Below are 14,437 nucleotides of genomic sequence, written 5' to 3'. Positions count from 1 at the left end.
CAATACAAAGAGGTGCCCGATGGATTTTCCAAAAACAAATACTGCGCACTACAACGACACTGTTGTGCGGCAGTTTTCTATCATGGCCGTGGTGTGGGGGGTAGTGGGCATGCTGGTGGGCGTCATCATCGCCGCCCAGCTGGCCTGGCCTGAACTCAACCTCGGCATTCCGTGGCTCAGCTATGGCCGCTTGCGTCCTCTGCATACCAATGCAGTGATCTTCGCGTTTGGCGGCTGTGCGCTGTTTGCCACCAGCTACTACGTGGTGCAACGCACCAGCCAGGTCCGGTTGTTTGCGCCCGCGCTGGCCTCCTTTACTTTCTGGGGCTGGCAGCTGGTCATTCTTGCTGCGGTCATCAGCTTGCCGCTGGGCTATACATCGGGCAAGGAATACGCTGAGCTTGAGTGGCCTATCGACATCCTGATCACTCTGGTGTGGGTGTCCTACGCCATCGTGTTCTTCGGCACGGTGGGTACGCGCAAGGTCAAGCACATTTACGTAGCCAACTGGTTCTTCGGCGCGTTCATCCTGGCCGTGGCCATCCTGCACCTGGTCAACAGTGCTGCAGTGCCTGCTGGCTTCATGAAGAGCTACTCTGCCTACGCCGGTGTGCAAGACGCCATGGTGCAATGGTGGTACGGCCACAATGCCGTGGGCTTCTTCTTGACCGCTGGTTTCCTGGGCATGATGTACTACTTCATCCCCAAGCAGGCTGGCCGCCCCGTGTACTCGTATCGCCTGTCGATCGTGCACTTCTGGGCCCTGATCTTCACTTACATGTGGGCAGGTCCTCACCATCTGCACTACACCGCGCTGCCTGACTGGACCCAGTCCGTCGGCATGGTGTTCTCTCTGATCCTGCTGGCCCCCAGCTGGGGCGGCATGATCAACGGGATCATGACCCTGTCGGGCGCATGGCACAAGCTGCGCGACGATCCTATCCTGCGCTTCCTGATCGTGTCGCTGTCGTTCTACGGCATGTCCACGTTCGAAGGTCCGATGATGTCCATCAAGACCGTGAACGCACTGAGCCACTACACCGACTGGACTGTGGGCCACGTGCACTCTGGTGCCCTGGGCTGGGTGGGGCTGATCTCCATGGGCTCGCTGTACTACCTGGTGCCCCGTCTGTTTGGCCGCGAAAAGATGCACTCCATCAAGGCGATTGAGCTGCACTTCTGGATGGCCACGATCGGCATCGTGCTGTACATCGCTGCGATGTGGATTGCCGGTGTGATGCAAGGCCTGATGTGGCGCGCTGTGAACCCTGACGGCACGCTCACCTACACCTTTGTCGAGAGCGTGAAGGCTACTTACCCCTTCTACGTGATCCGTGTGGCTGGCGGTCTGCTCTACCTGGGCGGCATGCTGGTGATGGCATGGAACGTGTGGGCCACTGCAATCTCTGGCCGTTCGGTCAAGGTGGCGATTCCCGCTGTGAACGCAGCCCACGCCTGAGCCTCAAGGAGCGAACATGTCTCAAAACAACAACCAAGCTGCGGCCGGTTTCTCCCACGAGAAGATTGAAACCAACAACTTCCTGATGATCGTGCTGATTCTGCTGGTGATCGCCATTGGTGGTCTGGTGGAAATCGTGCCCCTGTTCTTCCAGAAGTCCACCACTGAGGCTGTAAAGGGCGTGGAGCCCTACACCGCAGTGCAGCTGATGGGCCGCGATGTGTACATCCGCGAGGGTTGCTACAACTGCCACTCGCAGATGATCCGCCCCTTCCGCGCTGAAACCCTGCGCTATGGGCACTACTCGGTAGCTGGTGAATTCGTGTACGACCACCCCTTCCAGTGGGGCTCCAAGCGTACTGGTCCCGATCTGCACCGTGTGGGCGGCAAGTACAGCGATGAATGGCATCGCATCCACTTGACCAACCCCCGCGATGTGGTGCCAGAGTCCAACATGCCCGCCTACCCATGGCTGGAGAAGACTGCGGTCAACCCATCCGATGTGGCGCCTCGCATGAAGGCTCTGCGTGTTGTGGGCGTGCCTTACACCGACGAGCAGATTGCTGCCGCCGCTGAAGAGGTCAAGGGCAAGACGGAGCTGGATGCACTGATTGCCTACCTGCAGGTCATGGGCCGCGCGCTCAAGTAAAGGAGAGCAGCAATGGACATCACCACCATGCGCATTGTGGCCACGTTGGCCTCCATGGCCTGCTTCATTGGCATCTGGGTGTGGGCCTACATGGGCCGCAACCGTGCCAAGTTTGATGAAGCTGCTCGCTTGCCGTTTGAGCAAGAATGAACTCCACCAGAATGAGAGAAACCCATGAGTGACTTCACCAGCAATTTCTGGTCGGTCTTTGTGACCGCGCTGACCTTGGTCGGCATCATTGGTTGTGCCTTGCTGCTTTGGATGGCAGGGCGCAAGAAGGTTGTGGCAACCGCCGACAACACTACAGGCCATGTCTGGGACGAAGACCTGGTTGAGATGAACAACCCCCTGCCACGCTGGTGGGTGTGGCTGTTCGTCATCACCATCATCTTTGGCCTGGGTTACCTGGCGGCATATCCTGGTCTGGGCAGCTCTGCTGGCAAGCTGGGCTGGAGCCAGAAGGGTGAGTACGAGGCTGAAGTGGCAAAGGCCAACAAGGAGCTGGAGCCTCTGTACGCACGCTTTGCTGCCATGACGCCCGAAAGCATCGCTGCAGACCCACAAGCCAAGGCGATTGGCGAGCGCCTGTTCATGAACAACTGCGCGCAGTGCCACGGATCTGACGCTCGCGGCAGCAAGGGTTTTCCTAACCTGACAGACAACGACTGGCTCCACGGTGGCACACCCGACAAGATCTTGGAAACCCTGCAAAAGGGCCGTATCGGCAACATGCCTCCCATGGCTGCAGCTGTGGGTTCGCCTGAAGACGTCCGCAACCTTGCGCACTATGTGCTGAGCTTGTCTGGCAGCCCCCACGACTCTCTGCGGGCCTCGCTGGGCAAGTCCAAGTTCACTGCCTGTGCTGCCTGCCACGGCATGGACGGCAAGGGTAACCAGGCACTGGGTGCACCCAACCTCACCGACGATATCTGGCTGCATGGCTGGGGTGAGGGTGCCATCACCGCCATGATCAACAACGGCAAGGTCAACCAGATGCCCGCACAGGCAGAGAAGCTGACCGAGTCGCAGATCAAGGTACTGGCCTCGTATGTCTGGGGTTTATCCAACAACAAGGCGCCTTGATATGACAGGCAGGGCGGTTCCCTCGGGCACCGCCCTTTTGCCTTTTGTGCTGTGCAATCTGTAATTCGTTCTCGTTTGAAGTTTCCATCCGTTAGAAGAGCGCGCTTATGAATCCCCCCAGCGAGTCCCCTCGCAAGGTAATTCCCATCGCTCCCGCCCCGGCCGACAGTGCTGAGGGCAGCAGCCAGGTTGAGATCATCTCCCTGTACGAGGCGCAAAAGAAGATCTACCCGCGCTCTATCAGCGGCATGTTTTCACGGTGGCGCTGGGCCATGGTGCTTCTCACCCAGCTGGTCTTTTACGGCTTGCCCTGGCTGGAGTGGGGGCAGCGCCAGATGGTGCTGTTCGACCTGGGCGCCAGGCGCTTCTATATTTTTGGATTGGTGCTGTACCCGCAGGACTTTATCTACCTGACGGGCTTGCTCATCATCTCGGCCCTGTCGCTGTTTCTGTTCACGGCGGTAGCGGGGCGCTTGTGGTGCGGTTTCGCATGCCCACAGACGGTGTATACCGAGATATTCATGTGGATTGAGCACAAGATCGAAGGGGATCGCAGTGCACGGCTGCGTCTGGATGGCGGGCCATGGAATTTTGAAAAAATCCGCAAGAAGTTCTTCAAGCAGACCGTGTGGATTGCTGTGGCCTTGTGGACTGGGTTCACGTTTGTGGGCTACTTTGTGCCGATCCGTGAACTGGGTGCAGAGCTGCTCGCCTTTCAGGGCAGCTGGCAGATTTTTTGGGTTTTCTTCTACAGCTTTGCCACCTACGGGAACGCAGGCTTCATGCGGGAGCAGGTCTGCAAGTACATGTGTCCTTATGCCCGCTTTCAGAGCGCGATGTTTGACAAGGACACCCTCATCGTCAGCTATGACGTGGAGCGTGGTGAACCGCGTGGTCCTCGCGGCAAGAATGTGGACCACAAGGCCAAGGGTTTGGGCGATTGCATTGACTGCACGCTGTGCGTGCAAGTGTGCCCGACCGGCATTGATATCCGCAAGGGGCTGCAGTACGAATGCATAGGCTGCGGCCTGTGTGTGGATGCCTGCAACACCGTGATGGACAAGGTGAAGTACCCCCGCGGGCTGATCCGTTTCACGACCCAGAACGGGGTGGTCAAGCGTTGGACTCAATCCCAGATCCTGCGCCGTGTTCTGCGTCCTCGGGTATTGATTTACAGCGCTGTGCTGGTGGCTTTGTGTGTGGCGATGCTGGCCAGCTTGGTAATGCGCACCCCGCTGAAGGTGGACGTGGTGCGCGACCGTGCGGCCTTGTCGCGCATCGTGGCAGGGGGTAAGCTGGAAAACGTCTACCGTATCCAGATCATGAATGCCACTGAGGCGCCACAGCGCTATCGCATTGGCGCCAAGGGGCTGGAAGGCTTGGAAGTGGCCTCTGAGACAGAGGTGGAGATCGAGCCCGCCCAGTCGCGCTGGGTGGCTGTGCGGCTCCAGGTGCCTTATGGCTCTGCCTCGCCCGGCTCCCATCCGATCACGGTAGAGATTGGTGCTGAAAGTGGTGCCCACGTGGCAGAGAAAACAGTATTTTTGGTTCCCAGGTAAGCAGCGGAGCTTAGGCTTGCAAGCCTGAATGTGAAGGAGATGAATATGTCAGCAGTTTCTTCGGCAGCCCCTTCGGGTTCGGCACCTTGGTGGAAGTTTGGCCACGTCTGGCTCGTGCTGGCAGGGCCAGCATTGGTGGTCGTTGCCGGGTTTGTTACGCTGTGGATTGCCATGTCCAGGCCCGATCCGGTGGTGGCAGAGGACTACTACCAGCAAGGCATCGATATCAACAAGACGCTGGAGAAGGCAGACCCCAGCATGTTGCCTGCCGTGAAGGGCCGAAACCACGCGCTAACCCCCTTGAAGGACCAGCCGCGCTGAGTTAAGTTGGTCCCGATGCTCTTTGTGAAGAGCTCAGCCTGAAGCCAAGCAGCAAGGAGACAGAACGATGTGGACGCAACGCCTGATGTGGATTGCATGGCCCGCCTTCCTGGTGGCGGGCGGCCTGGAGATGCTGGTATTTGCCTTGGTGGACCCGGAGGATCTGCACTGGTTTGGTCACCCTCTGGGGCTGTCGCGCAGTGGTGTTTACACGGTCGTTTTTTTTGCGTTCTGGATACTCACCATGGTTTCCAGTGCGTTGACGACACTGCTGGCCATGTCGCCGTTTGAATTGAATCGCTGCCCTGTACCTGAGCACGATCGCCCGGACGACTGCCGCAAGACGCCTTCCTGCTCTTGATAACAAAAATCCCTTCCGCGTTGCGATAACGGGGAAGGGATTGTGTGTTGAACGCAGCTGGTTACTGCTCCGTCAGTGGGCCTAGTGGCAGGCCTGCTGGTTGTTGACAATGCGTCGCAAGGCGTCGGTGTCGAGAATCCTGACGTGACGCTGTCGCACTTCCACAGTGCCTTCTTCCACAAATTTGGAGAAAGTGCGGCTGACAGTTTCAAGCTTCAAACCCAGATAGCTGCCAATCTCTTCACGCGTCATGCGCAGCACCAGTTCAGACTGGGAAAACCCGCGCGCATGCAGGCGCTGCACCAGATTCAGCAAAAAGGCCGCAAGGCGCTCTTCAGCACGCATGCTGCCCAGCAGCAGCATTACCCCGTGTTCGCGAACGATTTCGCGGCTCATGATCTTGTGGACGTGGTGCTGCAGGGCAGTCACTTCGCGCGACAGCTCTTCAATGCGGTCAAACGGCATGACGCACACTTCAGCGTCTTCCAGTGCCACGGCATCGCAGGTGTGGTGTTCATTCACGATGCCATCGAGACCAATGATTTCACCAGCCATCTGGAACCCGGTCACCTGATCGCGGCCATCTTCCGTCGCCACGCAGGTTTTGAAAAAGCCCGTGCGAATGGCATACAGCGATGTGAACGCCTCACCATTGCGAAAAAGGGTGCCGCCACGCTTGACCTTGCGGCGCACTGCGACCACCTCGTCGATGCGCTGGAGCTGTTCTTCGTTCAGGCCGACAGGCATACAAAGTTCTCGCAGATTGCAGTTTGAGCAAGCGACTTTGATGGTGAGCGGATTCATGGCACAGATACCTGGATGTAGTTCGGACATATCGTGCCCGACGAGGGAGGCCGGCATGCCTCGGTCTGCGAGTAGTAGCAGATGATATGCATCAAATTGTCGCTCCAGTGGAGATCGTTTCACTTGATGCAGGTCAAGGACGCAAAAAGAAGGCTGCGGCACAGTAAGCCAGTACGCAAGGATATCCCCATGACCGCAGTAACCCCAGAACTACTCACCCGGTTTGATGTGCCGGGCCCCCGATACACCTCCTACCCCACGGCGGACCGTTTCGTGGAGGCTTTCGGGCAGGAGGACTACACGCTGGCCCTCGCACAGCGGGGGCTGGGTACCGGTGCCAAGGCGATGCCACTGTCTTTGTATGTGCACATTCCTTTTTGCGAGTCGCTATGCTACTACTGCGCCTGCAACAAGATCATTACCAAACACCATGATCGCGCCGATGTTTATCTGCGGTACCTGAGCCGGGAAATTGACCTGCACACGGCCCAGTGTGGTGTAGGGCAGGTGGTCAGCCAGCTGCATCTGGGGGGCGGCACTCCAACGTTCCTTTCCGACGTTGGGCTGCGTGAGTTGATGTCCATGCTCAAGCGCAGCTTTACCCTTGCGCCAGGCGGTGAGTATTCGATTGAGGTGGACCCCCGCACTGTCAACGCCGACAGGTTGGCTTTGCTGGCTGAACTGGGCTTCAATCGGCTGAGTTTCGGTGTGCAGGATTTCGATGCAGAAGTGCAGAAGGCTGTGCACCGGGTGCAGCCTGCCGAGCAGGTGTTTGCCTTGGTCGAGTCTGCACGATCCATCGGCTTCGACTCCATCAACGTCGATCTGATTTACGGCTTGCCGCGGCAAACTCCTGAGTCATTTGATCGCACGCTGAAGCAGATTGCACAGCTGCGCCCTGACCGCATCGCGTTGTACGCCTACGCCCATTTGCCCGAGCGCTTCAAACCCCAACGGCGCATCATCTCAGCGGAACTGCCAACAGCAGGCGCCAAGGTGTCCATGCTGGCCCGCTCGCTGGACGCGTTTCTGGAGGCCGGTTACGTCTATGTGGGGATGGATCACTTTGCCCTGCCTACAGATGCCCTTGCAATTGCCAAGCGCCAGGGGCGCCTGCATCGCAACTTTCAGGGTTACAGCACGCAGCCAGACTGCGACCTGATTGGCCTGGGGGTATCGGCGATTGGCCGGGTGGGGGCCACCTACAGCCAGAACGCCAAGACTCTGGAAGAGTATTACGACTACCTCGATCAAGGGCGCTTGCCCGTGGTGCGTGGTCTTGCGCTGAACCGTGATGACTTGGTGCGGCGCGCCGCCATCATGGCCTTGATGTGCCAGGGCGAGCTGTTGATTGAGCCCATGGAGCAGGCATGGCTGATCGATTTCCGTCGCTATTTCGCTGCGGAACTTGAGCGCCTAGAGGAGATGCAGGACCAGGGACTGGTGGAGCTGGGTGATGAGGGGGTGCGGGTCACCTCCATGGGATGGTTTTTCGTTCGTGGCATTGCCATGGTTTTTGACCGCTATCTGCAGGCCGATCGCACACGTGCACGGTTTTCGCGCATCATCTGATTCATGCTGACTACCGTTGCCTGGACTGCACTGATCATGGGCCTTGCTGGGGGCGGGCATTGTGTTGCGATGTGCTCAGCTCCCTGTGCGGCAGTCACGGGTGCGGGGCAGGGAGTAAAGCCGGTTGCCGGGGCAGAGCAGTCTGTGGTCTGGCAAATGCACCGCACGCGCCAGGTGTGGGTTCGCCCCCTCACTTTTCATGTGGGGCGGCTGGCCGGATATGCCTCGATGGGGGCGCTGGCCGCTTGGGCGATGGAAAGCCTCGCCTGGGTCTCCCAGCAATCCATGGCGCTGCGGCCCGTGTGGACCTTGATGCATGTGGCAGTGCTGGGCTGGGGACTGATGATGATGGTGCAATCTCGTCAGCCTGTGTGGGTGGAACAGGCCGGTCGTGCCGTGTGGAGCAAGGTGGGCCCTTGGGTCGGAAGCCCTGGCGGGGCAGCCACTGCAGGGGCCCTTTGGGCTCTCATGCCTTGTGGCCTGCTTTATTCGGCATTGCTGGTAGCTGCACTCAGTGGAGGTTCTGCACAGGGTGCCTTGACCATGGCTTTTTTTGCTCTGGGCAGCGGGGTGTGGTTGGCGGGCGGGCCGCTGGTTTGGAAGTGGGCCCAGGGACATCTGCGTGCTTTGCGAGGTCAGTGGGGCACCCGTATCAGCGGCGGGCTTTTGTGTGGCGTAGCCGTGTGGGCTTTGTGGATGGATCTGGTCTACAAGCCCTCCCTCTGGTGCCGTTGATCCGGCTTTGACCACGCTGCTTTGGGGCTGGCCCGGACAGTGCAAAGCTGTTGATCCGGCACGTTGTTTTTTTGCACGCTTACAAAGTGCTCGGCCCGGGCTGGTGCGTAGCTAAATGTTGTGTTTTGAGTGCAGTTGTTGCATTCGCTGCTTGGCGCTACCGTGTAGTTCTGATCAACAACGGGTGCGCGGGGCACACCTGAATAAGTGCAGCAGTCGCTCACATCATCGGTGAGCAGGGGAGAACTGGTGATAATGGTCTCTCACAAATGTCGCTCTATTGTTACTCCCCCCTCCTGCTCGTCGTGTCGTGAACACCGCTGTTCTTATCGATATCAGCCAGCTGCGCATTGGCATGTACATCCAGCTCGATTTGGGCTGGATGCATCATCCTTTTCCGGTCAGCAGCTTCAGAGTCGGGTCCGCGGAACAGATCGCGACTTTGCGTGAGCTGGGTCTTAGTCAGATCAAGTACATACCTAAAAAAAGCGACCCCGAGTTCAGGGATGGCATCCCTGCATCAGCAATCTCTGCAGCTCCCTCTCCTCAAGACGCCATCAGCGAAGCGAATGCTGGCGCTGTAACTGCGCAGGAAAAGCCCCAGCCAGACAACGCTGCGCTTCGTCGTCGGGCTTTGTTGGCCGCCCAGAATGTATCCCTTGAGGCATGTGACCGAAGATTCCGGCTCGCAACCCGCCAATATGTGGCTTTGGAAAAGCTGGTTGGTGACCAGCCCCAGGTAGCCTATGCGGAAGGCGAGGCTCTGGTATCGGAATGCGTGGCGGACCTGCTGGAAAACGGTGATTCAGCCATCCGCTTGTTGTCTGAGGGCGTCGGAGAGCCTGGGGCCTTGCATCAGATCAATGTGATGGTGCTCAGCCTGCTGCTCGGCAAGGCACTCGGCATGAAAAGCGAGGAGTTGCATGACCTGGGGGCCGCTGCTTTGCTGCACGACATCGGCAAGGTAGGAATGCCTCTGCAGCTGGCTTATGCATCACCTACGATGACTTTGGCCGAGCGTTCGCGTTATGAAAGTCATGTGGCGGCCTCTGTAGCGCTGGCGACGCGAATGGGGTGGAGCAAGCAGGTGCTGGCCACCATTGCGCAACACCATGAAATGGTGGATGGCTCAGGCTTTCCGCTGCGCCGTGGTGCCAAAGAGCTGGACCGTGCGAGTCAGGTTGTGGCGCTGGTGAACCATTACGATCGCATGTGCAGCCCCGCCGGAGGTGGTGGCAGCACGCCCCACGAAACCCTCTCCATCATTTTTGCGCAGCACAAGGCGCGGTTTGACTCCGTGGTGCTGGGGGCTTTCATCCGCATGATGGGCGTATATCCCCCCGGTTCTGTGGTGCAGCTGGTCAATGACCGCTATGCGATTGTTGTATCGGTGAACTCCTCGCGCCCGTTGCGGCCCCGTGTCATCGTGCACGATTCCCGCGTTCCCAAAGACGAAGCCCCTATCCTGGATCTGGAGACGGTTCCGGAGTTGGGCATCCGTCGCAGTCTCAAGCCTTCGCAGCTACCCCGCGATGCGCTGGACTATCTGTCTCCGCGCAAGCGTATCTGCTACTTTTTTGAGCGAGCTGTCGGCACTGAAACAGTTGAGGCAGAGGTTCGTCCGTCGTGAACTACCCGCTGCCCCAGCCTTGGCTGGATGCAATGCTGGAGGCCGTCTGCCTCGTCGATGAGAAATCCCTGTGCGTCATTGCTGCAAACCGGGCGGCCCAGGCGCTGCTTGCGATGCCTGAGTGTGAGCTTGTAGGGGCAGGTGTTCAGCAGTTGTTTGCGACGCCCCAGGACCTTGCATTTTGGGCGCAGCCGGTCGATGTGATTGCCGAGGGGATTCATTCAGATACCCGTATCTTGCGTGCTGACGGTACGTTGCTACATGTGGAGCGCAGGGTATCGCGTATCCAGTTGCCAGAGGGGGGCACTGCATTTCTGTTGGCCATGCTGGACCGATCTTCGCAGCACGCCACGGAACGTGAGCTGGAAACCTTGCTGTCTGAGCTGCGTGCAACCCTGGACTCTGCAGCTGACGGCATGCTGGTTTGTGCCATGGATGGGAGCATCCGCGCTTTCAACCAGCGGCTGGTGAAGCTATGGCGTATTCCTGCAAACTTGCTGACCCATCGCGATGACCCCGCCGTGTTCGCCCACATGGCGGATCAGGTTCGCGATCTTTCTGCCTACGCGGACAGACTGGCGCAGATCATGGCGGATCCCGTGAATGAAAGCGTCGATGTTCTGGAGTTGTCCACTGGGGTCGTACTTGAGCGGCGATCTGTACCGCAATTCATCCGTGGCCTGCCATTAGGGCGCGTCTACTCGTTTCGCGACATCACGCGGCAGACAGAGGCGCAGGCAAGCCTCAAGCTGGCAGCCAGGGTGTTCGAATCCAGCCTGGATGCGATCTTTATTGCGGACAGCCAGCACAACGTCCTGCGCATGAATCCTGGTTGCGCAAAACTCATGGGCGTCGAAATGGGGGCCTACGACGGGGCTCCCACAGAATCCTTGTTCCTTGCAGATACCCGAGGGAATCTGATGGACCGGGTGTTGCCTACGTGGAAAGAGACTGGCTTCTGGGAAGGGGAGCTGTGGCTGCCTCGTTTGAATGCAGAGCCGTGTGCAGTTCAGCTGTCATGGGTGGCCTTGCACGATGAGGCTGGGCGTGTCATGCAGAGCATCGGATTCATGCGCGACTTGACTGCGCAACATGCGGCGCAGAAACGCATTGAAGAACTGGCCTACAGCGATGCTCTCACCGGTCTTCCCAACCGCCTGATGCTCAGCAAAAGGGTGGAAGAGGCGATTGCCTCGACTCAGGGCCGTGAAGTGGAGTTTTCCATTCTGTTCCTGGATCTGGACCGCTTCAAAATCATCAATGACTCTCTGGGGCATCCCTTCGGGGATCGGGTGCTGCGCCTGGTGGCCGAAAGGCTGCAGACTTGTTTGCGCCAGACGGATCTGCTGTGCAGGCTGGGCGGCGATGAGTTCGTCATCTACCTGCATGAAGGCTCCGCCAGTGTTGCCGAAGCCGTGTGCCGTCGCATCCTTGATGAAATGCTCAGGCCGTTTCGCTTGGACGAAATGGGATTCTCCATCCAGTGCAGCATTGGTATTGCCCTGTTCCCGGCTGATGGTGCAGGGCTGGATGACCTCATCCAGCAGGCAGACACGGCGATGTACCGGGTCAAAGATCGGGGACGGGGAAGCTATGGTTTCTACCAGCCTGCGATGAACGCCGATTTGCTCTCCCGCATGCGGCTGGAGCATTCCATGCGGCAGGCGCTGGGGTTGGGGCAGATGTCCCTGCACTACCAGCCACAGGTAGAGATCACCACAGGCCGCATTACGGGAGCGGAAGCTTTGATCCGCTGGCACGACCCCGAAGCTGGCTATGTATCGCCAGCTACGTTCATTCCGCTCGCGGAGGAGTCCGGCTATATCGTCACGCTAGGGGCCTGGGTGATGGAGCAGGCCATCCAGGAGGCGTCACGCTGGCAGCGCTCGGGGTCTCCTGTCGTGGTTTCTGTCAACGTTTCTGCCCTGGAGTTTCGTCAGCCTGATTTTGTTGACCGGCTGGTCAACCTCTTGTCGGCATATGCATTGCCCGCCACCTTGCTCGAACTGGAACTGACCGAGAGCATCCTGTTGCAGGATGCCCTGGAGACCGAGCAACGCTTGCATAGCCTTGCCAGGTTGGGGGTCAGCATGGCGATTGATGACTTTGGGACAGGCTATTCCAGCCTGGGGTATCTCAAGAAGCTGCCTATTCACAAACTCAAGGTAGACCAGTCTTTCGTCAAGGGTCTGCCGGGCGACAGTGGTGACCGTGCCATCGTGAGTGCGGTGGTCAGCATGGGGCATGCACTGGGCATTCAAGTGGTGGCTGAAGGCGTGGAAACCACAGAGCAGAAAGCCATGTTGCAGCAACTGGGCTGCGATCATTTCCAGGGCTTTCTGTGCTCCGCCGCGTTACCTGCAGAGGCGTTCAGTGCCCTGCTCAAAGATGCCCTTGTAAGGACGTAGCGCGGACGGATTGAACATTCGGCGGGAGATGCCCGTATGTGCCGGTGGAGACATAAGTCGGGGACATAAGCCCATCAGGCCGTCATGACCCCTTTCCAGAACATGTAGGCCGCCAAGGCAAAAAGCAGGCTGGCGAACACGCGTTTGAGCTTTTTGACAGGAAGGTTGTGAGCCGCTTTCGCTCCCAAAGGCGCGGTGAGCACACTGCAAGTGGCAATCACACCCAACGCCGGCAACCACAGATAACCCAGCGAACCGGCGGGCAGATCGGCAACCGACTGCCCGCCCACCACATAGCCCACCACATTGGCCAGTGCGATGGGAAAACCCAGTGCTGCACTGGTTGCCACCGCGTTATGAATGGGGACGTTGCACCATGTCATGAAGGGCACGCTGACAAAGCCCCCTCCTGCACCCACCAGCCCTGAAAGAAAACCAATCACGCCCCCGGCGCCCAACTGGCCTGCTGTGCCTGGCATCTGGCGGCTGGGCGCGGGCTTCTTGTCCAGAAACATTTGCGTGGCAGAGAAGCTGACGAACAGGCCAAAGAAGACTGCCAGGAAAGAGCCTTTGAGCAGTGCGAACACGCCCAGACTTGCTGCAAACCCGCCGAGCACAATGCCCGGTGCAAGCTTGGTCACGATGTCCCAGCGAACCGCTCCGCGCTTGTGGTGTGCGCGGACGCTGGATACCGAGGTGAACACGATGGTGGCCATGGATGTGGCAATCGCCATCTTCACTGCCAGGTCTGGGGCAACCTGTCTGGCACCGAGGATGTATGTGAGGAAAGGCACCAGCAGCATGCCTCCGCCAATACCCAGCAACCCTGCCAGAAAACCCGTGCACAGGCCCAGTGCGCCCAGTTCAATGATCAAGAGGGGATCGAGCATGGCAGACCTGCAGAGGCTGAGGGAACTGCTGCCGCAGAACTGACGGATGCAGGGGCAGCAATGGATGAAATAAGGTGTCTGCGGACGCCACCGGACCGGCATCCTGAACCGGGGGTTCAGGTGGGCGAGGGCAGTCTGACGTTGGGTTCATCTGACGCGAGACGATCACGCTCATCAGGCGATGTACCAAGCCCGTGCTCAGTGAGCATTGGTTCAAGGAAATATAAAGCCCGGCAACGCCGCAGACGTTGCCATTGTAGGTCTTTCACAGGGCGGGTGGCGGCAAAATCTGCGTTGACCGTGCAGGCTTTGTGAACGCCGTGTCTTGCGCCAGCACCCGCCTTTGCGGGAGCCGGTTCAGAGCAACTGGCCGTCTTGCTCCAGCGCTTGGTCCAGGCGCGCCAACAAGGAGTCGAGCCGCGCCTGTTCCTCTGCACTTGGCGTGGACGTCACGGCACCGGGGTTGAACTGCGCTGCTGCCGCAGGCGAAGGCGCTGCCGCCAGGGCCGCAGCGTCCCGGTCCGCAATTTCGAAGGCCAGATTCAAGGCCGCCAGCACGGCGATGCGTTCACGGGCCCGCACCTTGCCTGCGTCGCGGATGCGGGTCATGGCCGTGTCCACCCTTTCCACGGCGTCGAGAAGGCGAGACTCTTGTCCCTCCGGACAGGCCAGCAGGTAGCTTTGCTGGAGGATCTGCACCTCGATCTGCTTCATTCAGGGTCCTTGGGTGTGAGGGGGGCTGGCGCTGTGGACGAGGGCAGGCGCTCCAGCAGCGCATCCACGCGCGCACGCGCGGCATTCAGGCGCGACTTGAGCGAGTCCCGTTCCTGGGTGAGGGTGCGCACCTGATCGGACAGCAACGCATTGGTGCGCTGCAATTCAGCGTGTCGCAACAGCAGGCGCTCAACACGCTCTGCGATCTGATCGGTGGTGGAGGGTTCTGCCATACAACCCTCGATTGTAGAG

The 14,437-nt window shown here is 59.1% G+C and carries 15 protein-coding genes; 11 read left to right on the top strand and 4 right to left on the bottom strand.

Annotation, left to right across the window (positions count from 1 at the left end; genetic code table 11):
• Positions 1-19 precede the first annotated feature (19 nt).
• From ccoN to AACH87_RS13530, 7 genes are all read left to right on the top strand, one after another.
• Positions 20-1,459 (top strand): cytochrome-c oxidase, cbb3-type subunit I, encoded by a 1,440-nt coding sequence (gene ccoN, locus AACH87_RS13560; RefSeq protein ID WP_338794985.1) that lies wholly within the window; start codon positions 20-22, stop codon positions 1,457-1,459.
• Positions 1,460-1,475: 16 nt separating this feature from the next.
• Complete coding sequence (gene ccoO / locus AACH87_RS13555; protein ID WP_338794984.1) at positions 1,476-2,108, top strand: cytochrome-c oxidase, cbb3-type subunit II; 633 nt, start codon at positions 1,476-1,478, stop codon at positions 2,106-2,108.
• 12 nt (positions 2,109-2,120) lie between these two features.
• Positions 2,121-2,258, top strand: coding sequence for a cbb3-type cytochrome c oxidase subunit 3 (locus AACH87_RS13550; protein WP_121455861.1), 138 nt, complete (start codon positions 2,121-2,123; stop codon positions 2,256-2,258).
• A 24-nt stretch (positions 2,259-2,282) separates the two neighbouring features.
• Positions 2,283-3,191 (top strand): cytochrome-c oxidase, cbb3-type subunit III, encoded by a 909-nt coding sequence (gene ccoP, locus AACH87_RS13545; RefSeq protein WP_338794983.1) that lies wholly within the window; start codon positions 2,283-2,285, stop codon positions 3,189-3,191.
• Positions 3,192-3,298: 107 nt separating this feature from the next.
• A complete protein-coding gene (ccoG, locus tag AACH87_RS13540) occupies positions 3,299-4,750 on the top strand; it encodes a cytochrome c oxidase accessory protein CcoG (protein ID WP_338794982.1) in 1,452 nt (483 codons plus the stop codon).
• A 45-nt stretch (positions 4,751-4,795) separates the two neighbouring features.
• Positions 4,796-5,071 (top strand): FixH family protein, encoded by a 276-nt coding sequence (locus AACH87_RS13535; RefSeq protein WP_338794981.1) that lies wholly within the window; start codon positions 4,796-4,798, stop codon positions 5,069-5,071.
• A gap of 67 nt (positions 5,072-5,138) precedes the next feature.
• Complete coding sequence (locus tag AACH87_RS13530) at positions 5,139-5,432, top strand: hypothetical protein (RefSeq protein WP_338794980.1); 294 nt, start codon at positions 5,139-5,141, stop codon at positions 5,430-5,432.
• Between the two features lie 81 nt (positions 5,433-5,513).
• Here AACH87_RS13530 and fnr read toward each other — a convergent pair whose 3' ends face one another.
• Entirely contained in the window at positions 5,514-6,236 is a 723-nt protein-coding gene (gene fnr, locus AACH87_RS13525; RefSeq protein ID WP_338798959.1) for a fumarate/nitrate reduction transcriptional regulator Fnr, read from the bottom strand.
• 189 nt (positions 6,237-6,425) lie between these two features.
• Between fnr and hemN the strand changes: the two genes are divergently transcribed.
• The 4 genes from hemN (at position 6,426) to AACH87_RS13505 (ending at position 12,581) form a co-directional block, all read left to right on the top strand.
• A complete protein-coding gene (hemN, locus tag AACH87_RS13520) occupies positions 6,426-7,808 on the top strand; it encodes an oxygen-independent coproporphyrinogen III oxidase (RefSeq protein ID WP_338794979.1) in 1,383 nt (460 codons plus the stop codon).
• 3 nt (positions 7,809-7,811) lie between these two features.
• The gene (locus AACH87_RS13515) at positions 7,812-8,543 is read left to right on the top strand and encodes a sulfite exporter TauE/SafE family protein (protein ID WP_338794978.1); all 732 of its coding nucleotides are present in this window, start codon (positions 7,812-7,814) and stop codon (positions 8,541-8,543) included.
• 310 nt (positions 8,544-8,853) lie between these two features.
• The gene (locus tag AACH87_RS13510) at positions 8,854-10,173 is read left to right on the top strand and encodes a DUF3391 domain-containing protein (protein WP_338794976.1); all 1,320 of its coding nucleotides are present in this window, start codon (positions 8,854-8,856) and stop codon (positions 10,171-10,173) included.
• Between the two features lie 32 nt (positions 10,174-10,205).
• A complete protein-coding gene (locus tag AACH87_RS13505) occupies positions 10,206-12,581 on the top strand; it encodes an EAL domain-containing protein (RefSeq protein WP_338798958.1) in 2,376 nt (791 codons plus the stop codon).
• A gap of 74 nt (positions 12,582-12,655) precedes the next feature.
• On the opposite strand, the gene AACH87_RS13500 is transcribed toward AACH87_RS13505, so the two are convergent.
• The 3 genes from AACH87_RS13500 to AACH87_RS13490 all read right to left on the bottom strand — a co-directional run bounded on the left by AACH87_RS13500 (position 12,656) and on the right by AACH87_RS13490 (position 14,418).
• Positions 12,656-13,471 carry a sulfite exporter TauE/SafE family protein gene (locus tag AACH87_RS13500; RefSeq protein WP_338794974.1) on the bottom strand — a complete coding sequence of 272 codons (816 nt, stop codon included), beginning with the start codon at positions 13,469-13,471 and terminating at the stop codon, positions 12,656-12,658.
• Between the two features lie 357 nt (positions 13,472-13,828).
• The gene (locus tag AACH87_RS13495; RefSeq protein ID WP_338794973.1) at positions 13,829-14,185 is read right to left on the bottom strand and encodes a cell division protein ZapA; all 357 of its coding nucleotides are present in this window, start codon (positions 14,183-14,185) and stop codon (positions 13,829-13,831) included.
• Positions 14,182-14,418 (bottom strand): DUF904 domain-containing protein, encoded by a 237-nt coding sequence (locus tag AACH87_RS13490; protein WP_338794972.1) that lies wholly within the window; start codon positions 14,416-14,418, stop codon positions 14,182-14,184. The genes AACH87_RS13495 and AACH87_RS13490 overlap by 4 nt, the downstream gene beginning before the upstream one ends.
• Between the last annotated feature and the right edge of the window lie 19 nt (positions 14,419-14,437).

The sequence above is a fragment of the Acidovorax sp. DW039 genome, assembly GCF_037101375.1.
In the GTDB taxonomy this organism is placed as follows: domain Bacteria; phylum Pseudomonadota; class Gammaproteobacteria; order Burkholderiales; family Burkholderiaceae_C; genus Acidovorax.
This window is presented reverse-complemented; position numbering and strand designations above follow the sequence as displayed.